Raw genomic sequence first — 22,272 nt, 5'->3', positions numbered from 1 at the left:
CCTTCAGGGGGCGGTGGTCAGGGTTTCGAAGACGTCGCCGGCGGGCGGGCGGCCCAGCACGTGGCGACGATACCAAAGCGCATAGTAAAGCAACGTCCAGGCGGCGAACCGCGCTCGGCGGTCGGAACTGGTGAACAGGTGGCGCGCGGCCTCGGGGTCGACGGCTTCCACCACGCCGGGCTGGGCCGCGACCATGGGGCCGAGCATCGCTCCCTTGGCCGCGATCCATTCCCCCACGGGCACGGTGAAGCCGCGCTTGGGCGTGAACGGCTGCGCGACGGGCAGCGCCTCCGACAGCCACTGCTTGACCACCCATTTGCCGTGCCGGCCGCGCATCTTCAAGCGGTCGGGCAGCGGCATGGCGAAGGCGGCCAGCGCCACGTCCAGGAACGGCACGCGGCCCTCCATCCCGTGCGCCATGAGGCAGCGGTCCAGCTTCGTCAGCAGGTCGTGCGGCAGCCAGTCGGCCATGTCCAGCACCTGCGCCCGTTGCAGGCGGCTGCGCCAGCCCGATCGCGCCGCCGCGTCCTCCGCCGCCGCGAAGCCGTCGCGCCAGCGGCTGCCGGCGTCGCGGCGCAGGACGCCCAGCCCCTCGAACATGCCCTTGCGGCGCACGGCCTTGGTGAACGGCCAGGGGCGCATGGCGCCGCGGTAGCGCCCATAGCCGCCGAACAACTCGTCGCCACCCTCGCCGGACAGGATCACCTTGACGGACGCCCGCGCCTCCCGCGCCAGCAGCCAGGTGGGCACGACGGCGTAGTCGGCGCAGGGATCGTCGACGGCGGCGGCGATCTCGGGTAGGTGGGCCCAGAAGTCGTTCTCGGTGACCGTGACCTCCACATGCTCCGCCCCGGCCGCGCGGGCCGCGGCACGGGCGTGGGCGCGCTCGTCATGGGCGCCCGAGCCCGGAAAGCCGGCCGTGAAGGCCAGCACCGGATCGGGATTGAGCCGCGCCATCATCGCCAGCACCGCCGAACTGTCCACGCCGCCCGACAGGAACATGCCATAGGGCACGTCGGAGCGTTGGTGCAGGTCCACGCTTTCGGCGAACAGGCGGTCGAACAGCCTGACCGCCGCCGCCCCGTCGCGCGCCGCCGGCTTGGCGTCCGGCGGCGGCAGGGCGTTGAGGTGGCGCTTTCCGGTGATGCGGCCGCCTTCCACCACCAGCGTCTCGCCGGGCAGGACGCGGCGAATGCCCCGGAAGACGGTATCGCCGCCGGTGGTGAACTGCAGGCCGAACAACTCGTCGCGCCTGGCATCGTCCACCCGCGCGGCGATTACGCCGGCCGCAACCAGGGCGGCGGGCTCGCTGGCGAAGGCGAACAGGGTCTCGGTCTCGGCGTAGTACAGCGGCTTTATGCCGAAGGGATCACGCGCGAGTACCAGGCGCCTTTCCGCCGGATCATGCAAGGCGATGGCGTACATGCCGCGCAAAGCGTCGGTGAAGGCCAGCCCGCGCCGGCGGTAGAGCGCCAGCGGCGGCTCGCAGTCGGACCCCGTGCGGAAGGCCTCGCCCGCCAGATCCTCGCGCAGTTCGCGGTAGTTGTAGATTTCCCCGTTGGCGACCAGCGCCAGGGCGTCGTCGGGCCCGAACAGCGGCTGGTCGCCGCCGTCGAGGTCGATGATCGCCAGCCGCGCATGCGCCAGCCCCACGTCGCCCGCCAGATGCACCCCCGACCCGTCCGGCCCGCGATGGGCCAGGGCCTCCACCATGCGGTTGAGCAGGGTTGGATCGACGGCGCTGCCGTCGCGGGTCATGGCGCCGGCGATGCCGCACATGGGCGCGCTACTCCGCCGCCTCGGGGAACTTCTCCGCCACCACGCGGGCGAAGAAGGCGCGGTACTGCGCGACCACCTTTTCCTCTGTATACGCGGCTTCGTAGTCCGCCCGCCCGGCGGCGGCCAGACGGTCGCGCAGGGCCTCGTCGCGCAGGGCCCGCTTGATGGCGTCGGCCAGGGGAATATGCTCGTCCACCGGCGTCAGCAGGCCGTTCTCGCCGTCGCGGATCAGCATGGAGGGCCCCTGGCTTGCCGTCGCCACCACCGGACGGTCGTGCGCCCAGGCCTCGATCACCACGTTGCCCAGCGGCTCGTGCCGCGAGGGGCAGACGAACAGGTCGGCGGCGGCGTGCAGGGCGGCCACGTCCTCGCGCCAGCCCAGGAAGCGCACCCGCGGCTTCACGCCCAGTTCGTGCGCCAGGTCGTCAAGCGCCTGACGCTCCGGCCCGTCGCCGGCAATCCACAGGTACACGTCGGGCAGCCGGGCGATGGCGCGCAGCAGGGTGTCGAAGCCCTTGTTGACGTGCAGCCGCCCCAGCGCAAACACCAGCGGCACCGACCCCGGCGTGTAGTTGGCCTTGCGCGAGGCGGGCGCGGCGGCCTGTTCCTCGTTGACGAAGTTGGGCAGGTAGTGCGCCCGCTCCTCCGGCCAGCCCTGCTTGACCAGATAGTCGACGATATCCGGCGTGTTGCCGATCAGGTGATCGCAGTGGCGATAGTATTTCAGGTCGTAGTAGCCGCCCAGCCGTGCACATTTGACGAAGGGGCCGTCCTTGGGCACGAAGCGCGTGGCGCGGTTCATCCAGCTCAGCACCACGTGCGGCTGGAAGCGGGCGATCTCCTTCTTCAGGCCGCGCCCGGTCTTCAGGTCGAACCGCCCGCCGAAGGGCAGTTCCACCGGACGCAGGCCGGCCTCGCGCAGCTTGTCGGTACGGGTTCCGTTCTCGCGCAGCACCACGTGCTGCTGCACGCCGGCGCGGTGAAGCGCGGTGACGAGGCGTTCGAAGAACAGTTCCGCCCCGCCGTTCTCGGCGCCGGCCATGGCTTGCAGGACGCGCAGGGTTTCCATGGGGTCAGGCTCCGCCCGTCAGCAGCGTGTGGAAGTCGGCCGCCGCAGCACTCCAGGGGCGGCGGCGGTGCGCGGCGCGGGCGGCCTCGCCCAGGCTGTCGCGCACGGCGTCGTTGGTCAGAAGCTCGACCGCGACGTTGGCGAAGGCCGCCGCGTCGGGCACCAGATAGCCGGTCTGGCCGTTGTCCACCCGCTCCGCCACCGCCGGGAAGCCGCGCGCGATGGCGGGGCAGCCGGCGGCCTGGCTGTCGGCGAGCGTCCAGCAGGCCATGTCGTCGGGATGGCCGGGATACAGGTGCACGCGCGCATCGGCATAGGCCTTCGCCATGCCCTCGTCCCCCAGGGGCGCCAGCACCGCCACGCCGTGCTGGCGGCCGGCCATGCACCGCGCGACCAGCGGCTCCAGCGCCTCGGGCGCGCTTTCCGGGTCCTGCATGGCGCGGTCCAGGCTGGCAGAGTAGATGTCCAGCTCCGCATCCGGCACCTTGGGGCGGACCTCGTTGATCCACAGGTCGATGAGCCAGTCGAGGCCGTGGCTCGGGTGCGTGGTCACCACCGCCCGGGGCGGGGCGTCGGCGTCGCGCGCCAGTTCCTCGCGCAGGTAGGCCTTGGCCACGCCGGGACGGATCACCGTCGCCGGCCGGTCGCCCTGAAAGCGGGCGGCCTGCGCCTCGGACACGAAGACCAGCTCCGCCTCGCGGTCGGCCAGGAACGTGCGGGCGGCCTTCCTGTCCAGGTACTCCGGCGCGGCCGTCACCCACAGGATGCGCCGGCGCGGGGTGCGCAGGGCTTCCAGCAGGGTCGGCTTGCGGAAAGCGATCAGCGCCTCGGCATCCACCGGGCGCGGGCCGTCTGGCGAATGCCAGCGGGCGCCTTCGATGGGCATGGAGTACTTGCACTGATTGTAGACGTGAACCTCGTGCCCCTGGGCGGACAGCGGCCCCGGCAGCAGCGCGAAGGCCTTTTCCGCGCCGCCGAGCGGGCGGCGGCCGGGGGTCCAGGCATCGAAGGGAACGGAGTCGTCGAAAAGGCAGATCTTCATGGGATTCCGGCTTATGGGGCGCGCCGTCCGTTATAGGGCTCCAACCCCCATCTGCCAAGCGGACTTGCCAAGCGCGCGCCGGCGCGCCACCTTCTGGACACGTTGTTTTTTCAAGGCAGAGGACGGGGTCCATGGCCGACGCCTTCTACACCATCCTGGAACACCGCGGCCTGCTGACGGTCGCCGGGGAGGACCGGAAGACCTTCCTGCAGGGCATGCTGACCAACGACATCACCGCCGTGGCGCCCGACCGCGCGGTATGGGCGGCGCTGCTCACCCCGCAGGGCAAGTTCCTGCACGACGTCTTCGCCGTCGAGATGGGCGAAACGCTCTACCTGGAGGGAGAGCAGGCACGGCTGGAGGACCTGAAGACCCGCCTGTCCAAGTACAAGCTGCGCGCCAAGGTGCAACTTGCCGTGGCCGAGGGCTGGGAGGTCGCCGCCGTGTTCGGGCCGGGCGCAGAGGCGCGCCTCGGTCTGCCCGAGAACAACCCCGGCGCCGCCATGCCCTTTGCCGGCGGCGAGGGCCTGGCCTTCACCGATCCCCGCCTGCCCGGCGCCGGCGTCCGCGTTCTGGTGCCGACCGAAAAGGCCGGGCCGCTGCTGGAGGACGCCGGCTTCACCGCCGCCGAGTTCACCCGCTGGGATTCCCATCGCATCGCGCTCGGCCTGCCCGACGGCAGCCGCGACATCGAGGTGGAAAAGGGCACCGCGCTCGAGTCGGGCTTCGACGAGTTGCACGGCGTCGACTTCCGGAAGGGCTGCTACGTCGGCCAGGAGCTGACCGCCCGCATGAAGTACCGGGGCCTGGCGAAGAAGCGCCTGGTGCCCCTGACGGTCGTCGAAGGCCCGACGCCGGCCGCCGGCACGCCCCTTCTCACCCCCGAGGGCAAGGAGGCCGGCACGGTGCGCTCCGCCGTCGAGGGCCATGCGCTGGCGCTGGTGCGGCTGGAGCACCTGGATACCCCCCTCTCGGCCGGTGCCGCGACGCTCAAGGTCGCCCTGCCGGACTGGGTCGCCCTGCCCGCCCCCAAGGAAGCCACCGGCGGCTGAGCCCGGTGTCAAGGATCGCCTGACCCTCATGCCCCTCCCCCGCCTCCTGACGCGACGCATGTCGCTGCCCATCGCCGCGCTCCTGGGCCTCGGCCTCGGCGCGCTGGCGTCGTCGTGCGGCCATCAGCCGCCGGGCTTCGACAGCGGCCTCGGCGAGGAGTACGGCGAGCGCCTGGCCGCCCGCCTGGACAACCCGGCCCCGCCGCCCGTCTACGACACGCCGCCCGAGGGCTGGGTGTGGACGGCCTGGTTGCCCGAGTTCCTGCCCGCCGTCACCGCCTGCCTGGCAGCCGCGGCGGAGCCCGAGGCCGTCGCCGTGCAGGCCTGGCCGATCGCCAAGGGGCAGGTCGGCGTCCACTTGCGCGGACCCGACGGCACCCGCTGGGAATGCGTCGCCCCCGACCAGGGCATGAACGTCTCCCGCCTCGACCGCCTGCCGGACGACTACGGCCCGGAAGGCCCCGTCTTCGCACCGGCCGGCATCGAGCCGCCGGCCGCCTGCGGTTCGCCCACCGCCGCCGTGGACGCCGCCGGACGCCGTATCGGATCGGTGCTGCCAGGGCCCTGCTGAGCGTTCATGGAGCGACAGACTGTTTCCGCGAAGACGCTTTATCCGCCGCCGCCGCCGCGCCATCTTGCGTATCAGGAAACAGTTTACTCCATGGAGAGCGCAGCCATGTCCACCAGCACCATGCCCACCGGCCGCTCCGTTGCCCGCGTTGTCGAGGGTATGCCGGCCGAGGACGGCGCCGGCGTCAAGCTGACCCGCATGATCGGCCAGCCGAGGCTGGACGTCATCGATCCCATCCTGATGCTCGACCGCATCCGCAGCGACGACCCCAAGGCCTACATCGCCGGCTTCCCGCCGCATCCGCACCGGGGATTCGAGACGGTGACCTACATGGTCCAGGGCCGGATGCGCCACCGCGACAACCACGGCGGCGAGGGGCTGATCGTCGACGGCGGCGTGCAATGGATGACCGCCGGGCGGGGCATTGAGCATTCCGAGATGCCCGAGCAGACCGACGGCCTGCTGTTCGGCTTCCAGCTCTGGCTGAACCTGCCGGCCGACGAAAAAATGCGCGAGCCGTGGTACGCCGACATCCCGGCGGACCGGCTGGCGGCTGTCGAGCCTGCGCCGGGGGTTTCCGTGAAACTGATCGCGGGCACCTGGGGCGATGCCGCCGGCCCCGCGCCCGAGCGGGCGACGCGGCCCTTCATCGCCGACGTGACGCTGGAGGAGAACGCGACGGTCGACCTGCCCCTGCCCGACGGCCATGCCGGCTTCGTCCTGCCGTTTTCCGGCACGGTGGCCCTGGGGCCGGGAGAATCGGCCGGGATGGTGCCCGAGGGGCGGATCGCGGTGATCGAGGAAGGGGAAGGCGCCCTGCGCGCCGTCGGCGGCCCGGACGGGGCCCGGCTTCTGGTGGTGGCGGCGCGGCCGCTGAAGGAGCCCATCGCCAAGTACGGCCCGTTCGTCATGACCACGCGCGAACAACTGATGCAGGCCGTGGAAGACTACCGCGCCGGGCGGTTCTGAACGAAGACCGGCGGAAGGGGTTCAGGCTTCCTCCGCCGGTCTCACCTTGTTGATGACGGCGTCCAGGCCGCGCACCAGGTTGCTGCCGGCGCGGCCGCCGTCGCCTTCCAGGCGCTGGGCTATGACCAGGCGCAGGGCGTCGATGTGGACCTTCACCACCTCCATCTGGCCCTTGCTGACCTGCTCGGGCAGCTTCTCAATGAACCGGCAGAGCTGGTTGGCGATGGTGGTCATGAGGTGGTAGTTGAAGCTGCCGCCCTGGCCCTTGACGTCGTGGGCGACGGAGAAAACATCCCGCAGCTTTTCACGCCGGTCGGCGGGATCGGCGGTCTCGGCGGCCTTGTAGAACTCCTGAAGCTTTTCCAGGTCGCCCTCCACCCACGACAGGTAATCGCCCTGCAAGCCGGCAATCAGCGCCTCGGCCTTTTCCAGCGCGTCCAGGTCGACGCCCCCGGCGGTGACGTCCACCTTGTCCTTCAGGGTGTCGGGCGGCTGAATGAACTCGGGCTGCTCACTGCTCATGCGAACGGCTCCCTGGCTGGGCGCTTCGGATAGGACCTCCTGGATACGATCGGAGGGCGTAATCCGTTCATCCTAACCCTAAGCGGCTGTTGGGGAAAGCCGCGGTTGCGGCGCGCCATGCCCGGCCGTCAGCCGTTCAGCAGCGCTTCGACCTCGGCTTGGCTCAGGCCGCCCTCGTCCTCGGCCACCTGGGCGTTGCCGACACCGGACTTGCGGCGCTCCGGGCCTTTCCAGTCGATCTGGCGGCGGCGGCGGTCGGGGCCGAAGTACAGGCCGGCGCGGATGAAGGGGCGCGGGCGCTCGATGATGGAGCGGATGCGCGAGAACAGGCCCTTGGCGGAAATGGGTTTGGCCAGGAATTCATGCACGCCGGCGTCGCGCGCCTCGATCACGCGGTGCATTTCCGTGTGGCCGGTCAGCATGATGATGGGAACGAAGGGATTGGGGCTGTCCTTGCCCGTGCGCACCAGCCGGACGAAGTCCAGCCCGTCCAGCGGCGACATGTTCCAGTCGCAGATAATGATATCCGCCGGGAAGTGCCGCAGTTCCTTGAAGGCGTCCGCCCCGTCGGCGGCCTCGTGCACGTTCTTCGAGCCCAAGGCGTGCAGGATCGTCTTGACCAACGCGCGCATATGCTTGTTGTCGTCGACGACGAGGAAGTTCAAACGCTCCAGATTGTAGCCTGACATGCACAGTACCTTCGCCGGACCAAGTTCCGTCGCCATCCCGCCGGCAGCGGATGTCCTGCCTGTATACCGCGAAAAAGAAGCGTGCGGAAAGCGGTAATTATACGCCCGAAGAATGTCAGCCGATCACCGCACCGCACAACTTCCGCCGATTGCGCCTCATTCGCAGCGCCGGCGCTCCGGGTGGGCGATCGGCGTCTGGCGCCGGCGGCGGTCGGGCCCGAAGTAGTCGGACGCCGAGACGAAGGCGCGCGGCGTCTGCAACACCTGGACGATGCGCGACAGCAGCATCTTCGCCGAGATGGGTTTCGCCAGGAACTCGTTCACGCCCGCGTCGCGCGCCTGCGCCACCAGCCTGGGCTCGGTGTAGCCGGTGACCATCAGCACGGGGACGTAGGGATTGGCCTGCCCCGGTTCGCGGCGCAGGCGGCGGGTGAACTCCAGCCCGTCCATGGGGGTCATCCGGTAATCGACGATCACCAGGTCCGCCGGGTACGTCGCCAGTGCCGCAAGACCGGCGCCCCCGTCCGCTTCCTCGCGGACGTCGGTGATGCCCAGGGCCTGAAGCACAGTGCGTAGAAGGCGGCGGAAGTGCTCGTTGTCCTCCACCAGCAGGACCTTCAACTGCCCGCCGTCGAAACCGATCATGTCCCCTCCCCTCGACCTGCATCCTGAGGATGCGAGGCATGATCATACTAACGTCGCAGCCCATGGTGCAATGCCGCGAATCACAGCAGACCGAGCCAGGCCCACCACAGAAGCGTCACCGGCCACGCCACCAGCACCGAGACACCGGCGACGGCCAGGCTCGCACGCACGCCCTGGCGGAAGGGCACGCCGGCCATGCTCATGGCGACCAGCAACGGCGGCACCTGGTAGGGCAGAAGCGCCGTGGCGTAGCCCATGACCTCGGCCATCAGCACCGTGTCGAGCGGCAGGCCCGAGGCCTCGGCCAGACGCCCGGCGGCGGGGGTGACCACCGCCGCCACGCCGGGCGTGGTCACCGCCACCGACGCCGCCATGCCAAGGCCGCCGATCACCAGCGCATTCAGCCATCCCGGCTGGGCAGGGTCCAGCGGCAGGGTCTCCGCCGCCCAGCCGCCCAGGCCGGCGGCCATGCCGCTCTGCGCCACGCCGGCCCCCAGCCCCACCAGGGCGGCGACCATGATGAGCGCCTTGACGTTCACCTTCCGGTGCAGGCCCTTGAGGGGCAGGATCGGGTCCGGCGGCAGGAAGCAGAGGACGGCGGCGCCGACGGCGATCCAGGCCGGCGAGATGTGGTGCAGGCTGTCCGTCGCCCAGAGACCCAGCGCCGCGGCCAGGATGACCGCCAGGCGCCGCTCCCGCCGTCCCATGGGCCCGGGGTGGACGGCATCGGGCGCACGCGCCGGGCGCTGGCGGTAGAGCACCCAGACGACCAGCGCGATCACCAGCGCCCGGGCGAGGCCGGTGCCGGGAAACTGCGCCTTGAGGAAGGTGAAGAATCGCAGCGTTTCGCCGAACTGGGCCTCCGCCGCGCCCAGCATGACCACATTGGGCACGGTTGCGGGCAGGATCGCCATGGCGGGCACGATGCACACCAGTCCGGTCGCCAGGATGAGGCCGTCGTAGCCGCGCGTGCCGTGCCGATAGCCGAGCGCCGCCGCCAGGCTGAGAACGATGGGCGTGAGCAGCACCACGCGCCCCATGCTCGACGGCATGACGAAGGCCAGCACCAGCCCCACCACCATGATGCCACCGATGAGCGCGCCGTAGGACCCGCCGATGCGGCTGACCAGCCCGCGCGCCAGCCGCTCGCCCAGGCCGGTGGCCTTGACCGCGACGCCGATCACCAGCCCGCCGGCCACCAGCCACAACGCGGTGGACGTGGCGACCTCGTGCTGGAGGGAGGCGGGCGCGGCGGCCACGGCCAGCGCCCCCAGCAGCCACGGCCTGGCCGCCCCGGAATCCCAGGGGCGCCACCGGCTCGCCCGGAGTGCAGCGGCCAGCAGCAGCACCCCGATGGGGCGGACGGCCTCCGGCGGCAGCGCGGGCCATGCGAGGGTGGGGAGCGCCGCCAAGCCGAGGCCGAGAAGGATGGCGGCGATGCGGGCGGCGGCGGCCGTCACGGGGCGACTCGCGCCGGATCTCGGGGAGCAGGAGCACGGCAGGCCGGCCGACGCCGGATGTGGACTCCAGCTTCCTCCACCGGCTCGCGCCTCACGCCGCCTTGGCGCGGGCGACCTTGGAGCCCGAGGGGCGGTTCAGGTGCTCGCCGATATAGACGCCGGCGGCCATCAGCTTGTCCAGGTCCACGCCCGTCTCGATGCCCAGGCCGTTGAGCATGTACAGCACGTCCTCGCTGGCGACGTTGCCCGACGCACCCTTGGCGTAGGGGCAGCCGCCCAGGCCGGAGACGGAGCTGTCGACCACCGCCACGCCACGCTCCAGCACGGCATAGATGTTCGCCAGCGCCTGACCGTAGGTGTCGTGGAAGTGGGCCGCCAGTTTTTCCACCGGCACGCGCGCCGCCACCGCATCCACCATGGCCTGGGCCTTGGCGGGCGTGCCGGTGCCGATGGTATCGCCCAGGCTGATCTCGTAGCAGCCCATCTTCAACAGGGCCTCGGCGACCTCGGCCACCTTTTCCGGCGCGATCTCGCCCTCGTAGGGGCAGCCGAGCACGCAGGAAACATAGCCGCGCACCTTCCAGCCATTTGCGAGTGCGCGGTCGGCGACGGGCTTGAAGCGCTCCAGGCTTTCGGCGATGGAGCAGTTGATGTTCTTCTTCGAGAAGCTTTCAGAGGCGGCGCCAAAGACGGCGATCTCGTGCACGCCCTCGGCGGCCTCGGCGGCTTCCATGCCCTTGAGGTTGGGCACCAGCACCGGGTAGCTGACGCCGGGCTTGCGGCGGATGAGGCTCAGGACCTCGGCGGTGCCGGCCATCTGCGGCACCCACTTGGGGCTGACGAAGGAGCCCGCCTCGATGGCCGTCAGCCCGGCGTCGGCCAGCATGTCGATGAGCGTCGCCTTGACCTCGGGCGGCACCGGCGTCGGCTCGTTCTGCAGGCCGTCGCGCGGCCCCATCTCCACCATCTTCACGGCCTTGGGCAGGGTCATGAACGTGTCCTCAAGCTTGGTGTTGGAGTTGGGGCCGCCGCCCCGTCAATCCTCCTCGCCGACCTCGGCCAGGATGGCGTAGGCGCGGTCCAGGACCTTGCGGCCCTCCTTGATGTCGGCGCGCAGGGCGTTCAGCTTTTCGCGGGCCTCGCGGGCGACCACGTCGGCGTTGTCACGGTCGATGCGGTGGTCGACGAAGAAGCTGTAGACCAGCCGGTCGCGCGCGCCCTTCAGCCGGGTCAGCACCGCCTTGTCCTCGGCCGTCAGCTGCTCCAGCAGCGCCCGATGGCCGCGGCTTTCGGCGGCGGCCATGGTCAGCGCCTCGACGTCCGAATAGAAATTCCGCTCCTCGAACTCGTCGGCGTTGATGGCCGCCGTCAACAGCGACAGGCTGTGCGCCAGGTGCTGGAAGTCGTGGACGGTCCAGGCGTATTCCAGCATCAGGGCGTCAATGGTCGCGGTGGTCACGGGCTCTTCCCCTCCGTTGATACGCGCCGACGTCGGAATCGTCGGCGCTGCGGTGTGCGCGCTTCCGCGCACGCCTTCGGCTCCAGGCGGCACGCAGCCTCACGCGCCATCAGGCGCGGCGGCCGGTCGGCCTTGCCGGGCGACAACTGACATTTTCAGGCGTCGCCCGGTTTTCAACGGCCCGGTCGAGCCCGCGCCCCACTGCGCGGGCCTTCCGGCCCTACTCGTCCCGCTCGATCACCAGCAGCTCGGCGCCGTCGGCCACCTGGTCGCCGGGACCATAGTGAACCGCCGCCACCGTGCCGTCGGCGGGCGCGGTGATTGTATGCTCCATCTTCATGGCTTCAAGCACGACAAGCGCCTGGCCCTTGGAAACCTTGTCGCCTTCCTTGACCGACACGTCGATCACCTTGCCCGGCATGGGCGCGGTGAGGGCACCGCCGGCACCCTCCTGCTCGCCGGCGGCGGCGGCGGGATCGAACACCGTCAGGCGGTGCTGGCGGCCCTCGTGCATGATGACCAGTTCATCCCCCAGGCGCACCACCGTCGCCCGCTGGCGCACGCCGGCCAAGTCGATGAGCAGGTCGCCGTGGCCGTCGCGGGAGACGCGCGCCGGCACCCGGCCTTCCGACAGCTCCAGTTCATAGCCGTCGCGGGTGTAGTGGACGACCACCACGTGTTCCGCCTCGCCGTCGATGAAGCGCAGGTCCACATGGCCCTCGTCGTTCATCCGCCAGCCGGTGGTGGCGTGCCAGGGCGAGTATGGGTCGCCGGAGGCCAGGGCGAAGGCTCGCGACTCGGCATCGCGGGTCGACAGCACCTCCAGCGCCGCAATCGCCAGGATGCGGTCGTCGGCCGGCTTGGCCTCGGGGATCAGCTCGTCGCGGTGGCGGTCGATGAAGTTGGTCGACAGCTCCAGGTTCTCGAACGCCTCGTGGCTGGCGCAGGCGGTCAGGAAGGCGTTGTTGGTCGCCACACCCACCACCTGATACCGCTCCAGCGCACCCTTCAGCTTGCGCAGCGCCGACAGGCGATCGTGGTCCCAGACGATCAGCTTGGCGATCATCGGGTCGTAGTGGATGGAGACGGCATCGCCCTCGCGCACGCCGGTGTCGACGCGCACGCCGCCCTCCTCCGTCGGCGGGCGCAGGTGGCCCAGCGTGCCGGTGGCGGGCAGGAAGTCGCGCGTCGGGTCCTCGGCATAGAGGCGCGCCTCGAAGGCGTGGCCCTTCACCGAAATCTGGTCCTGCGACAGCGGGATGGGCTCGCCGGACGCGACCCGCAGCTGCCATTCCACCAGGTCCAGGCCCGTGACCATTTCCGTCACCGGATGCTCCACCTGAAGGCGGGTGTTCATTTCGATGAAATAGAACGCCTCGTCCTGATAGAGGAACTCCACCGTGCCCGCACCCACGTAATCCACCGCGCGGGCGGCGGCGACGGCGGCGTCGTGCAGCTTGGCGCGCACGTCGTCGGGCAGCGCCGGGGCCGGGGCTTCCTCGATCACCTTCTGGTGGCGGCGCTGGAGGGAGCAATCGCGCTCATAGAGGTGGACGTAGTTGCCGTGGGTGTCGCCGAAGACCTGCATTTCCACATGCCGCGGATGATCCAGGAACTTCTCGATCAGCAGGTTGTCGTCGCCGAAGGCCGCCTTGGCCTCGCGGCGGGCACCGGCCACGGCGGCGTCGAACTCCGACGCTTCGCGCACCACGCGCATCCCCTTGCCGCCGCCGCCGGCCGAAGCCTTGACCAGCACGGGGAAGCCGATGCGTTCGGCCTCGGAGCGCAGAAGCTCAAGGTCCTGGTCGGCACCGTGGTAGCCGGGCACCAGCGGCACGCCGGCGGCTTCCATGATCCGCTTGGACTCGGACTTCGAACCCATGGAGATGATGGCGTTGGTCGGCGGGCCGATGAAGACGATGCCCTTGGCCTTGCAGGCTTCCGCGAACTCGGCGTTTTCCGACAGGAAGCCGTAGCCGGGGTGGACCGCTTCCGCACCCGACGCCTCGCACACGGCGAGGATCTTGTCGCCGCGCAGGTAGCTTTCGGAGGCGGCGGCCGGGCCGATGCAATAGGCCTCGTCGGCCATGTGGACGTGCATGGCCTCCACGTCCGCTTCCGAGTAGACCGCGACGGTCTTCACACCCAGGCGCTTGGCGGTCTTGATGACGCGGCAGGCGATCTCGCCGCGGTTGGCGATGAGGATCTTTGAGAACACGTTTCGGTCTCCCTCTGCCCTTATCCCTGGCCTTCGGTCCAGGCGGGCTTGCGCTTTTCAAGGAACGCCGTCACGCCCTCGCGGCCTTCGTCGGAGGCGCGGGTGTCGGCGATGCGTTCGGCGGTGTCGCGGATGACGGCGTCGTCAATGGTGCGGTCGGCCACGGCGTCGACCAGGGCCTTGCTCTCGGCCATGGCGCGCGGGCCGTTGGCGAGCAGCACCGTCACCAGACGATCGCACGCATTGTGAAGGTCCGTTTCGTCCTCCACCACCTCATGCAGCAGGCCCAGGCGGTACGCCTCGTGGGCATCGATGCGCTCGGCCGTCAGGAAGTAGCGGCGGGCGGCGCGGGCGCCCATGGCACGGACCACGTAGGGCGAGATCACCGCCGGGATGAGGCCCAGCTTGACCTCGCTCAGCATGAACTTCGCGTGCGTCGTGCCAATGGCGATATCGCAGGCCGCGACAAGGCCGACGCCGCCGCCGAAGGTCGCGCCCTGCACCAGCGCGATCACCGGCTTCGGGCACTTGTCGATGGCCTGGCACATGGCACCCAGGCCCATGGCGTCCGCGACGTTTTCGTCGCGGGAGTAGCCGGCCATGCGCTTCATCCAGTTGAGGTCCGCGCCGGCGGAGAAGCTGGGGCCGCTGCCCGCCAGCACCACCACGCGCACCGATGGGTCGGCGCCCACGTCCTCGAACGCCGCCTTGATGCGGCCGATCAGCACGTCGTCGAAGGCGTTGTGCTTCTCGGGCTTGTTCATGGTGATGGTGGCGACGCCGCGGTCGTCACGCTCGATCAGCAAGGTATCGTCAGACATGAAGAAGCCCCTTACATCCGGAAGATGCCGAAGTCGGTCTTGGGGATCGGCGCGTTCAGCGACGCCGACAGCCCGAGGCCGAGCGACATGCGGGTGTCCGCCGGGTCGAGAATCCCATCGTCCCACAGGCGCGCGCTGGCGTAGTAGGGGTGACCCTGGTGCTCGTACTGCTCGCGGATGGGCTGCTTGAAGGCCTCTTCCTCCTCGGTCGGCCACTCCTTGCCGCGCGCCTCCAGCCCGTCGCGGCGCACGGTGGCGAGCACGTTGGCCGCCTGGTCGCCGCCCATGACGGAAATGCGCGAGTTCGGCCACATCCACAGGAAGCGCGGGCTGTAGGCGCGGCCGCACATGCCGTAGTTGCCGGCGCCGAAGCTGCCGCCGATCAGCACGGTGAACTTGGGCACCTGGGCGCAGGACACCGCCGTCACCATCTTTGCGCCGTCCTTGGCGATGCCGCCGTTCTCGTACTTGCGGCCGACCATGAAGCCCGTGATGTTCTGCAGGAACACCAGCGGAATGCCGCGCTGGCTGCACAGTTCCACGAAGTGCGCACCCTTGAGCGCGCTCTCGGAGAACAGGATGCCGTTGTTCGCCACGATGCCGACCGGATAGCCGAAGATGCGGGCAAACCCGGTGACCAGAGAGGTGCCGTAGTTGGCCTTGAACTCGTCGAACCGCGAGCCGTCGACGAGGCGCATGATGACCTCGCGCACGTCCCAGGGCTTGCGCGTGTCCTTGGGAATGACGCCGTAGATTTCGCGCGGGTCGTACAGCGGCTCCTCCGGCGCGGCCACGTCCAGCGAGAGCTGCTTGCGGCGATTGAGGTTGGCGACCACCCGGCGCGCCATGTGCAGCGCGTGGGTGTCGTCCATGGCGTAATGGTCGGTGACGCCGGAAATCTTGCAGTGGACGTCCGCCCCGCCCAGGTCCTCGGCCGAGACTTCCTCGCCCGTCGCCGCCTTCACCAGCGGCGGGCCGCCCAGGAAGATGGTGCCCTGGTTGCGCACGATGATGCTCTCGTCCGACATGGCGGGCACATAGGCGCCGCCGGCGGTGCACGATCCCATCACCACCGCGATCTGCGGGATGCCCATGGCCGACATGCTGGCCTGGTTGTAGAAGATGCGGCCGAAGTGCTCCTTGTCGGGGAACACCTCGTCCTGCTTGGGCAGGAAGGCGCCGCCACTGTCCACCAGATAGATGCAGGGCAGCCGGTTTTCCTTGGCGATCTCCTGCGCGCGCAGGTGCTTCTTGACCGTCATGGGGTAGTAGGTGCCGCCCTTGACGGTGGCGTCGTTGGCGACGATGACGCACTCGACGCCCGAGACGCGGCCGATGCCGGTGATGACGCCGGCGGCGGGCACCTCGTCCTCGCCGTACATCTTGTAGGCTGCGAGCTGGCTGAACTCCAGGAAGGGCGAGCCGACGTCCAGCAGGGTGCGAACGCGGTCGCGCGGCAGCAGCTTGCCGCGTGAGACGTGCTTGTCGCGCGCCTTCTCGCCGCCGCCCTGCTTGACGCGGGAGACCACGTCGCGCAGGTCGTTGACGAGGCTTTCCATATGGGCGGCGTTGGCGCGGAACTCGTCGGAACGAGGATTGAGGGCGCTTTTCAGGACGGTCATGGGGTGGGGAACCTCAGCCGGTCTTCTTGGACGAAGGATGGGACGAAGAGGAGGACGACGGACGCGGCGCGGTGGGCAGTTCCGCCTCTTGCCACGCGGCGAAGCCGCCGCCGATGTGGGCCACGGGCTCTAGGCCCATGTCCTGCAGTGTCTTGGCCGCAAGCGCCGAGCGCAGGCCGCCCGCGCAATACAGCACGAAGGTCTGGCCGGTGGCGAAGGCGGGCTTGTGATACGGACTTTCCGGGTCGACCCAGAACTCGAGCATTCCGCGCGGCGCGTGCAGGGCACCGGGAATCATGCCCTTGCGGTCCAGCTCGCGCACGTCGCGGATGTCGACAAGCCGGACGTTGGGGTCGTCCATCATGGCGTGCGCTTCCGCCGGAGACAGCGTGCGGATGTCCGCCTCCGCCTCGGCCAGCAGCGCGGTGACGCCCTTTTTCATCACCATCCGCCGCGCTCCAGCCAGGCGGACAGCATGGGCAGGCGGTCGGAGCCCCAGAACGGCTCTCCGTCGACGATGAAGAACGGGCTGCCGCAGACACCCTTGTCGACGGCGGTCTGCGTCTCGTCCTTCAGGCGCTGCTTGATGGGCTCGCTGCCGATGGCCTCCAGGAAGGCCGCCCGGTCGACGCCCAGGGCATGGGCGATGTCGGCCGCCACGTCGGGGCTGGAGACGTCCTTGTCTTCCACGAAATAGGCGTTGAAGACGGCCAGCGAGAAGCGCTTGGCGAGGCCCTTGTCCTGCTCCTCCAGCCAGTAATGCCCGCGCGCCGGCGCCTGGCTGGCGATGGGGAACCTGGACGGCATCTTGTAGGGCACGTTGTAGTACCGCGCCGTGCGGGCGAAATCGTGCTTGGAATAGTCGCCCTTCAGCGGCACCTGGGTCAGCGGCGCGCTGTTGGTGGCCTTGAAGACCACGCCCAGCAGGATCGGCCGCCAAAGGATGTCCCGATCATGGGCGGCGGCGATGTCCTCGATGCGCATGGCCCCGATGTAGCCGTAGGGCGAGGAGAAATCGTAATAGAACTCGATGGGACCCTTGCTCATGACGCGAATGCCTCCCTGGTGGCCGGACCGCTGTTTTATTGGGTTTTATGAGCGGCTTAGTCTTCGTTGGCGATGGCGCGGGCGATGACCATTTTCTGGACGTCGCTGGTGCCTTCGTAGATCTGGCAGACGCGGACGTCGCGGTAGATGCGCTCCACCGGGTAGTCGGCCAGATAGCCGTAGCCGCCCAGCGTCTGGATGGCCGCCGAGCAGACCTCTTCGGCCGCTTCGGAGGCGAACAGCTTGGCCATGCAGGCTTCTTCCAGGCAGGGCTCGCCGGCGTCGCGCTTGGCGGCGGCGGCGTGGACCAGGCCGCGCGCGGCGTTGATCTTGGTCTTCATCTCGGCCAGGCGGAAAGCGACCGCCTGGTGGTTGATGATCTCGGTGCCGAAGCTCTTGCGCTCGCGGGCGTAGTCGCGGGCGGCCTCGTAAGCCGCGCGGGCCATGCCGACGGACTGGGACGCGATGCCGATGCGCCCGCCCTCCAGGTTCGACAGGGCGATCCTGTAGCCGTCGCCTTCCTTGCCCAGCATCAGGTCGGCGGGGATGCGGCAGTCGGTGAAGGCGATGGAGCAGGTGTCGGACGCATGCTGGCCCAGCTTGTCCTCCACGCGCACGACCTCGTAGCCCGGCGTGTCGGTGGGGACGATGAAGGCCGAGATGCCCTTCTTGCCCTTCGACGGGTCGGTGACGGCGAAGACGATGGCGACGTGGCCGTACTTGCCCGACGTGATGAACTGCTTGGCGCCGTTCAGCACCCAATGGTCGCCGTCCTTCACCGCGCGGGTCTTCAGTGCCGCGGCGTCGGAACCGGCCTGGGGCTCGGTCAGGCAGAAGGCGCCGATCATCCGGCCCTCGGCCATGGGCGTCAGGAACCGCTGCTTCTGCTCTTCCGTGCCGAACTTCAGGATCGGCATGCAGCCGACCGAGTTGTGCACGCTCATGATGGTGGAGACCGCGCCGTTGCCGACCGCGATTTCCTCCAGCGCCATGGCGTAGGTGACGTTGTCGGCGCCGACCCCGCCCCACTCCTCGGGCACGAGCATGCCCATGAACCCCAGCTCGCCCATCTGCTTCACGGCATCGGCCGGGAACTGGTGCTTGCGGTCCCATTCCTCGGAATGGGGGGCCAGTTCGTTCTTAGCGAAGTTGCGGGCCGTGTCGACGATCAGCCGCTGAGCATCATGTTCCATGGTGGCCGTCCTCCAAAGACTTGAGCCGTGCCCCGTTGACGGGGCTTGATTGTTTGAATGACGCGGAAGGCCCGAGGGCCTCACACGCGCTGGTCGTACTCGCCGGTTTCGGCGTTAAGCTCCCACAGGTTGCCGGTCTCGATCTTGAACCACCAGCCATGCAGGGACAGGTTGCCGGCCTCCACGCGCTCCCGCACCCACGGGAAGGTCATGAGGTTGTTGAGCGAGCCCTTGATGGCGCCGCGCTCCACCTCGTCGCTGCCGGCCTTGCCGCCGGCGCAGTGGCAGATGGAAACCCAGGGGCCGATGAATTCCCGCTGGCTCTCGGCGCCGGCGCTGGCGTCCATGAGCGCGCGGATGCCACCGCAGCGCGAGTGCCCCAGCACCACGATGTGTTCCACCTTCAGGTCGCGCACGGCGAACTCCAGCGCCGCACTCGTGCCGTGGTAGTTGCCGTCGGGCATGTAGGGCGGCACCAGGTTGGCGACATTGCGCACGATGAACAGCTCGCCGGGCTCGGCATTCGTGACGATGGCGGGATCGACGCGGCTGTCGGAACACGCGATCATCAGAACCTTGGGCTTCTGGCCGCGCTCCACCAGATCGGCGATGCGCTCGGGCCGCTGTTCATAGTACAGGGCGTGGAAACCGCGGAAGCCAGCCACGAGACGATCTATGGGGGTCTGGCTGCTCACCACGGAATCTCCTTGCCGGCGTAGTCGTAGAAGTGGCCCGACTGATCGGGACCCGCGCCGTCGATCACCTTGCGCATCCCGGCGACGCTTTCCTGCGTATCGATCAACCCGTTGGGCCCGCCCATGTCGGTGCGCACCCAGCCGGGATGCAGCAGCAGCACGGGAATGTCGCCCAGTTCCAGCGCCAGGTTCTTGCCCACCATGTTCACCGCCGACTTGGAGGTGCGGTAGGCGTAGTTGCCGCCCGAGCCGTTGTCGGCCACCGAGCCCACCTTGCTCGACAGGATCGCGACCTTGGCGCCGTCGGCCTTCTGCAGGGCCGGCAGCAGGGCCTCCACCATCTTCACCGGCGCGATGGTGTTGACCTTCAGAACCTCCATCCAGGCGTCGGCGTCGATGGCGCCGAACTGCTGTGCGTCGCGGGTGCCGTAGACGCCCGCGTTGTTGATGAACAAATCGACGGGCGTGTCGGCCAGGGCCTTGCCGAAGGCCGCGACACCCGCGAAATCGGCCACGTCCAGCGCACGAACCTCCACGCCATCGGCACCTGTCAGTTCGGCCGGAGCCTTCTCCGGCGACCGGCAGGTGGCGATGACGCGCCAGCCGTCGGCGGCGTACTGCCGCGCGAATTCAAGTCCGATGCCGCGGTTGGCGCCGGTTATGACGACGGTCGGCATGGTCCTCCTCCTTTCCTGTTAGTCCACATTTCCCGGCGGGGAGAATGGGGGACCGGCCCGCCGCTGGCAAGCCGGTCCCCGAGGTGTCCGCCACAGGGAGAGACGGGCGGAAAGGCGCGCAAGCGCGCTGGGGGAGCTTCACAACGCCGCCGATCCCGCGGAATCAGCGGCGCCAAGGGGACTTGACGATGCGCTTAGGAGGCCAGTTCCAGGGCGACCGCGGTGGCCTCGCCGCCGCCGATGCAAAGGCTGGCGACGCCCTTCTTGCCGCCGGTCTTCTTCAGGGCGTTCATGAGCGTGACCAGGATTCGCGCACCCGACGCGCCAATGGGATGGCCGAGCGCGCAGGCACCGCCGTGGATGTTCACCTTGTCGGCCGGCAGGTCCAGGTCGCGCATGGCGGCCATGGCGACCACGGCGAAGGCCTCGTTGATCTCCCACAGGTCCACGTCCTTGGCAGACCAGTTCACCTTCTCCATCAGCTTTTCGATGGAGCCGATGGGGGCGGTGGTGAACCAGGCGGGCTCGCGGGCGTCGGTGGCGTGGCCGATGATGGTCGCCAGCGGCGTCAGGCCGCGCTTCTCGGCTTCGCTGCGGCGCATCAGCACCAGGGCGGCGGCACCGTCGGAGATGGACGACGAGTTGGCGGCCGTCACCGTGCCGTCCTTGCGGAAGGCGGGCTTGAGGCTCGGGATCTTCTCGATGTTGGCCTTGAAGGGCTGCTCGTCGGTGTCGACCACCGTCTCGCCCTTGCGGGTCTTGACGGTGACCGGCGTGATCTCGGCCTTGAAGGTGCCGTCCTCGTTGGCCTTCTTGGCGCGCTCCAGCGAGCGGATGGCGAAATCGTCCATGCTCTCGCGGGTGAACTGGTAGGCTTGAGCGGTGTCCTCGGCGAAGGTGCCCATGAGGCGGCCCTTGTCGTAGGCGTCCTCCAGTCCGTCGAGGAACATGTGGTCCTTCACCTCGCCGTGGCCCATGCGCATGCCGCCGCGGGCCTTGGGCAGGATGTAGGGGCTGTTGGTCATGCTCTCCATGCCGCCCGCGACCATCACCGTGTTGGTGCCGGCCATGAGGACATCGTGGGCGAACATGGCCGCCTTCATGCCCGAGCCGCACATCTTGTTGATGGTGGTGCAGCCCGCGGCGTCCGGGATGCCGGCGAAGCGCGACGCCTGACGCGCCGGGGCCTGGCCCAGGCCGGCGGGCAGCACGAGGCCCATGATGACCTCGTCGATGTCCTCGGCCGGCACGCCGGAGTCGGCCAGCGCGGCCTTGATGGCGACGGCGCCCAGGTCCGGGGCGCTCATGTCCTTCAGGTCACCCTGGAACCCGCCCATGGGCGTACGGGCGGCGGAAACGATGACGACGGGATCGGAAGCGGTCATTTGTTCACTACTCCAGGCAGCGGTTAGCGAGGCCACCAAGTGCACAAAGAACACCAAGAAATCTCGCCGAGCGACACGTCAGCGGATCGCATCCGACTGCACTGCCCCTTGGTGTCCTTGGTGACTTGGTGGCTATTCCATTAGAAGCCTCAGGCGGTCTCGTTGAACAGTTCGCGGCCGATCAGCATGCGGCGGATTTCGCTGGTGCCGGCGCCGATCTCGTACAGCTTGGCGTCGCGCAGCAGGCGGCCCGTCGGGTATTCGTTGATGTAGCCGTTGCCGCCCAGCGCCTGGATCGCGTCCAGCGCCATCTGGGTGGCCTTCTCGGCAGAATACAGGATGGCGCCGGCGGCGTCCTTGCGGGTGGTCTGGTCGCGGTCGCAGGCTTGGCCGACGGCGTAGACGTAGGCCTTGCAGGCGTTGGTCGTCACGTACATGTCGGCGATCTTGCCCTGCATGAGCTGGAACTCGCCGATGGCCTGGCCGAACTGCTTGCGCTCGTGGATGTAGGGCACCACCACGTCCAGGCAGGCCACCATGATGCCCAGCGGGCCACCGGCCAGCACCGCGCGCTCGTAGTCCAGGCCGCTCATCAGGACGCGCACGCCCTTGTTGACCTCGCCCAGCACGTTCTCTTCGGGCACCTCGCAATCCTCGAACACCAGCTCGCAGGTGTTGGAGCCGCGCATGCCCAGCTTGTCCAGCTTCTGCGCCGTGGAGAAGCCCTTCATGCCCTTCTCGATCAGGAAGGCCGTGATGCCCTTGGGGCCGGCGTCCGGGTCGGTCTTGGCGTAGACCACCAGGGTGTCGGCGTCGGGGCCGTTGGTGATCCACATCTTGTTGCCGTTCAGGACGTAGCGGTCGCCCTGCTTCACCGCGCGGGTGCGCATGCCGACGACGTCCGACCCGGCACCCGGCTCGGACATGGCCAGCGCGCCGACGTGCTCGCCCGAGATCAGCTTGGGAAGGTACTTTTCCTTCTGGGCGGCGGTGCCGTTGCGCTTGATCTGGTTGACGCAGAGGTTGGAATGCGCGCCATAGGACAGGCCCACCGACGCCGAGGCGCGGGAGATTTCCTCCATGGCGACGATGTGGGCGACGTAGCCCATGTCGGAGCCGCCGTATTCCTCGCCGACCGTGATGCCGAGCAGGCCCATGTCGCCGAACTTGCGCCACAGGTCGTTGGGGAACTCGTTCTTCTCGTCGATCTCGGCGGCGCGCGGCGCGATTTCCGCCTGCGCAAAATTGCGGACGCTGTCGCGCAGCATCTCGATGTCTTCACCGAGGTCGAACGTCAGGCTGGGAAAGCTGATGGCGGTCATGGCGTGTCTCGGTCCTTCCGTCGTGCCTTGTCTTG

At 69.1% G+C, this 22,272-nt stretch carries 22 protein-coding genes; 3 read left to right on the top strand and 19 right to left on the bottom strand.

Going from position 1 to position 22,272, the window contains the following annotated elements:
- Nucleotides 1–3 precede the first annotated feature (3 nt).
- Genes asnB through LG334_RS05485 form a run of 3 tightly spaced genes read right to left on the bottom strand, consistent with a single transcriptional unit; the run spans nucleotide 4 to nucleotide 3,890 of the window.
- Nucleotides 4–1,779, bottom strand: coding sequence for an asparagine synthase (glutamine-hydrolyzing) (gene asnB, locus LG334_RS05495; RefSeq protein WP_404384081.1), 1,776 nt, complete (start codon nucleotides 1,777–1,779; stop codon nucleotides 4–6).
- A 7-nt stretch (nucleotides 1,780–1,786) separates the two neighbouring features.
- Nucleotides 1,787–2,848: a glycosyltransferase gene (locus LG334_RS05490; protein ID WP_404384079.1), complete on the bottom strand. Its 1,062-nt coding sequence runs from the start codon at nucleotides 2,846–2,848 to the stop codon at nucleotides 1,787–1,789.
- A 4-nt stretch (nucleotides 2,849–2,852) separates the two neighbouring features.
- Nucleotides 2,853–3,890 (bottom strand): glycosyltransferase, encoded by a 1,038-nt coding sequence (locus LG334_RS05485; protein WP_404384077.1) that lies wholly within the window; start codon nucleotides 3,888–3,890, stop codon nucleotides 2,853–2,855.
- Between the two features lie 131 nt (nucleotides 3,891–4,021).
- On the opposite strand from LG334_RS05485, the gene LG334_RS05480 reads away from it, so the two are divergent.
- The 3 genes from LG334_RS05480 (at nucleotide 4,022) to LG334_RS05470 (ending at nucleotide 6,482) form a co-directional block, all read left to right on the top strand.
- Complete coding sequence (locus LG334_RS05480; protein ID WP_404384075.1) at nucleotides 4,022–4,942, top strand: YgfZ/GcvT domain-containing protein; 921 nt, start codon at nucleotides 4,022–4,024, stop codon at nucleotides 4,940–4,942.
- A 28-nt stretch (nucleotides 4,943–4,970) separates the two neighbouring features.
- Nucleotides 4,971–5,513 carry a hypothetical protein gene (locus LG334_RS05475; protein ID WP_404384073.1) on the top strand — a complete coding sequence of 181 codons (543 nt, stop codon included), beginning with the start codon at nucleotides 4,971–4,973 and terminating at the stop codon, nucleotides 5,511–5,513.
- Between the two features lie 105 nt (nucleotides 5,514–5,618).
- Nucleotides 5,619–6,482, top strand: coding sequence for a pirin family protein (locus LG334_RS05470; protein ID WP_404384071.1), 864 nt, complete (start codon nucleotides 5,619–5,621; stop codon nucleotides 6,480–6,482).
- Nucleotides 6,483–6,503: 21 nt separating this feature from the next.
- Here the strand turns inward: LG334_RS05470 and LG334_RS05465 are convergent, their stop codons facing one another.
- The 16 genes from LG334_RS05465 to LG334_RS05390 all read right to left on the bottom strand — a co-directional run bounded on the left by LG334_RS05465 (nucleotide 6,504) and on the right by LG334_RS05390 (nucleotide 22,237).
- The gene (locus LG334_RS05465) at nucleotides 6,504–7,004 is read right to left on the bottom strand and encodes a phosphorelay protein (RefSeq protein WP_404384069.1); all 501 of its coding nucleotides are present in this window, start codon (nucleotides 7,002–7,004) and stop codon (nucleotides 6,504–6,506) included.
- Nucleotides 7,005–7,132: 128 nt separating this feature from the next.
- On the bottom strand, nucleotides 7,133–7,693 hold the full coding sequence (locus LG334_RS05460; protein ID WP_404384067.1) for a response regulator: 561 nt from the start codon (nucleotides 7,691–7,693) through the stop codon (nucleotides 7,133–7,135).
- A gap of 156 nt (nucleotides 7,694–7,849) precedes the next feature.
- A complete protein-coding gene (locus LG334_RS05455; protein ID WP_404384065.1) occupies nucleotides 7,850–8,338 on the bottom strand; it encodes a response regulator in 489 nt (162 codons plus the stop codon).
- Between the two features lie 80 nt (nucleotides 8,339–8,418).
- Nucleotides 8,419–9,798, bottom strand: a complete 1,380-nt coding sequence (locus tag LG334_RS05450; RefSeq protein ID WP_404384063.1) for an SLC13 family permease — start codon at nucleotides 9,796–9,798, stop codon at nucleotides 8,419–8,421.
- Between the two features lie 91 nt (nucleotides 9,799–9,889).
- A complete protein-coding gene (locus LG334_RS05445) occupies nucleotides 9,890–10,789 on the bottom strand; it encodes a hydroxymethylglutaryl-CoA lyase (protein WP_404384061.1) in 900 nt (299 codons plus the stop codon).
- Between the two features lie 45 nt (nucleotides 10,790–10,834).
- A complete protein-coding gene (locus tag LG334_RS05440) occupies nucleotides 10,835–11,257 on the bottom strand; it encodes a hypothetical protein (RefSeq protein ID WP_404384059.1) in 423 nt (140 codons plus the stop codon).
- A gap of 220 nt (nucleotides 11,258–11,477) precedes the next feature.
- The gene (locus LG334_RS05435) at nucleotides 11,478–13,475 is read right to left on the bottom strand and encodes an acetyl/propionyl/methylcrotonyl-CoA carboxylase subunit alpha (protein WP_404384057.1); all 1,998 of its coding nucleotides are present in this window, start codon (nucleotides 13,473–13,475) and stop codon (nucleotides 11,478–11,480) included.
- A 20-nt stretch (nucleotides 13,476–13,495) separates the two neighbouring features.
- A complete protein-coding gene (locus tag LG334_RS05430; protein ID WP_404384055.1) occupies nucleotides 13,496–14,296 on the bottom strand; it encodes an enoyl-CoA hydratase/isomerase family protein in 801 nt (266 codons plus the stop codon).
- Between the two features lie 11 nt (nucleotides 14,297–14,307).
- Nucleotides 14,308–15,918 carry a carboxyl transferase domain-containing protein gene (locus LG334_RS05425; protein ID WP_404384053.1) on the bottom strand — a complete coding sequence of 537 codons (1,611 nt, stop codon included), beginning with the start codon at nucleotides 15,916–15,918 and terminating at the stop codon, nucleotides 14,308–14,310.
- Between the two features lie 13 nt (nucleotides 15,919–15,931).
- Entirely contained in the window at nucleotides 15,932–16,366 is a 435-nt protein-coding gene (locus LG334_RS05420; RefSeq protein ID WP_404384051.1) for a rhodanese-like domain-containing protein, read from the bottom strand.
- A complete protein-coding gene (locus LG334_RS05415; RefSeq protein ID WP_404384049.1) occupies nucleotides 16,360–16,965 on the bottom strand; it encodes a 2-hydroxychromene-2-carboxylate isomerase in 606 nt (201 codons plus the stop codon). Before LG334_RS05415 ends, LG334_RS05420 begins: the two co-directional genes overlap by 7 nt.
- A 56-nt stretch (nucleotides 16,966–17,021) precedes the next feature.
- Complete coding sequence (locus tag LG334_RS05410; RefSeq protein ID WP_404384047.1) at nucleotides 17,022–18,158, bottom strand: acyl-CoA dehydrogenase family protein; 1,137 nt, start codon at nucleotides 18,156–18,158, stop codon at nucleotides 17,022–17,024.
- Nucleotides 18,159–18,238: 80 nt separating this feature from the next.
- A complete protein-coding gene (locus LG334_RS05405; RefSeq protein ID WP_404384045.1) occupies nucleotides 18,239–18,853 on the bottom strand; it encodes a carbonic anhydrase in 615 nt (204 codons plus the stop codon).
- Nucleotides 18,850–19,530 carry an SDR family oxidoreductase gene (locus tag LG334_RS05400; RefSeq protein WP_404384043.1) on the bottom strand — a complete coding sequence of 227 codons (681 nt, stop codon included), beginning with the start codon at nucleotides 19,528–19,530 and terminating at the stop codon, nucleotides 18,850–18,852. The genes LG334_RS05405 and LG334_RS05400 overlap by 4 nt, the downstream gene beginning before the upstream one ends.
- 194 nt (nucleotides 19,531–19,724) lie before the next feature.
- Nucleotides 19,725–20,915: an acetyl-CoA C-acyltransferase gene (locus LG334_RS05395; protein WP_404384041.1), complete on the bottom strand. Its 1,191-nt coding sequence runs from the start codon at nucleotides 20,913–20,915 to the stop codon at nucleotides 19,725–19,727.
- A gap of 149 nt (nucleotides 20,916–21,064) precedes the next feature.
- The gene (locus LG334_RS05390) at nucleotides 21,065–22,237 is read right to left on the bottom strand and encodes an isovaleryl-CoA dehydrogenase (protein ID WP_404384039.1); all 1,173 of its coding nucleotides are present in this window, start codon (nucleotides 22,235–22,237) and stop codon (nucleotides 21,065–21,067) included.
- Between the last annotated feature and the right edge of the window lie 35 nt (nucleotides 22,238–22,272).

The organism is Caenispirillum salinarum (genome assembly GCF_044803115.1).
Classification (GTDB): Bacteria; Pseudomonadota; Alphaproteobacteria; order Rhodospirillales; family Rhodospirillaceae; genus Caenispirillum; species Caenispirillum salinarum_A.
The sequence above is the reverse complement of the archived record's forward strand: the minus strand, read 5'-3'. Positions and strand labels throughout refer to the sequence as shown.

Bases quoted from the DNA above. Each gene is read 5' to 3' on its own strand.
- asnB (WP_404384081.1), bottom strand. From the start codon at position 1,779: ATGTGCGGCATCGCCGGCGCCATGACCCGCGACGGCAGCGCCGTCGAT.
- LG334_RS05490 (WP_404384079.1), bottom strand. From the start codon at position 2,848: ATGGAAACCCTGCGCGTCCTGCAAGCCATGGCCGGCGCCGAGAACGGC.
- LG334_RS05485 (WP_404384077.1), bottom strand. From the start codon at position 3,890: ATGAAGATCTGCCTTTTCGACGACTCCGTTCCCTTCGATGCCTGGACC.
- LG334_RS05480 (WP_404384075.1), top strand. From the start codon at position 4,022: ATGGCCGACGCCTTCTACACCATCCTGGAACACCGCGGCCTGCTGACG.
- LG334_RS05475 (WP_404384073.1), top strand. From the start codon at position 4,971: ATGCCCCTCCCCCGCCTCCTGACGCGACGCATGTCGCTGCCCATCGCC.
- LG334_RS05470 (WP_404384071.1), top strand. From the start codon at position 5,619: ATGTCCACCAGCACCATGCCCACCGGCCGCTCCGTTGCCCGCGTTGTC.
- LG334_RS05465 (WP_404384069.1), bottom strand. From the start codon at position 7,004: ATGAGCAGTGAGCAGCCCGAGTTCATTCAGCCGCCCGACACCCTGAAG.
- LG334_RS05460 (WP_404384067.1), bottom strand. From the start codon at position 7,693: ATGTCAGGCTACAATCTGGAGCGTTTGAACTTCCTCGTCGTCGACGAC.
- LG334_RS05455 (WP_404384065.1), bottom strand. From the start codon at position 8,338: ATGATCGGTTTCGACGGCGGGCAGTTGAAGGTCCTGCTGGTGGAGGAC.
- LG334_RS05445 (WP_404384061.1), bottom strand. From the start codon at position 10,789: ATGACCCTGCCCAAGGCCGTGAAGATGGTGGAGATGGGGCCGCGCGAC.
- LG334_RS05430 (WP_404384055.1), bottom strand. From the start codon at position 14,296: ATGTCTGACGATACCTTGCTGATCGAGCGTGACGACCGCGGCGTCGCC.
- LG334_RS05425 (WP_404384053.1), bottom strand. From the start codon at position 15,918: ATGACCGTCCTGAAAAGCGCCCTCAATCCTCGTTCCGACGAGTTCCGC.
- LG334_RS05420 (WP_404384051.1), bottom strand. From the start codon at position 16,366: ATGGTGATGAAAAAGGGCGTCACCGCGCTGCTGGCCGAGGCGGAGGCG.
- LG334_RS05415 (WP_404384049.1), bottom strand. From the start codon at position 16,965: ATGAGCAAGGGTCCCATCGAGTTCTATTACGATTTCTCCTCGCCCTAC.
- LG334_RS05410 (WP_404384047.1), bottom strand. From the start codon at position 18,158: ATGGAACATGATGCTCAGCGGCTGATCGTCGACACGGCCCGCAACTTC.
- LG334_RS05400 (WP_404384043.1), bottom strand. From the start codon at position 19,530: ATGCCGACCGTCGTCATAACCGGCGCCAACCGCGGCATCGGACTTGAA.
- LG334_RS05395 (WP_404384041.1), bottom strand. From the start codon at position 20,915: ATGACCGCTTCCGATCCCGTCGTCATCGTTTCCGCCGCCCGTACGCCC.
- LG334_RS05390 (WP_404384039.1), bottom strand. From the start codon at position 22,237: ATGACCGCCATCAGCTTTCCCAGCCTGACGTTCGACCTCGGTGAAGAC.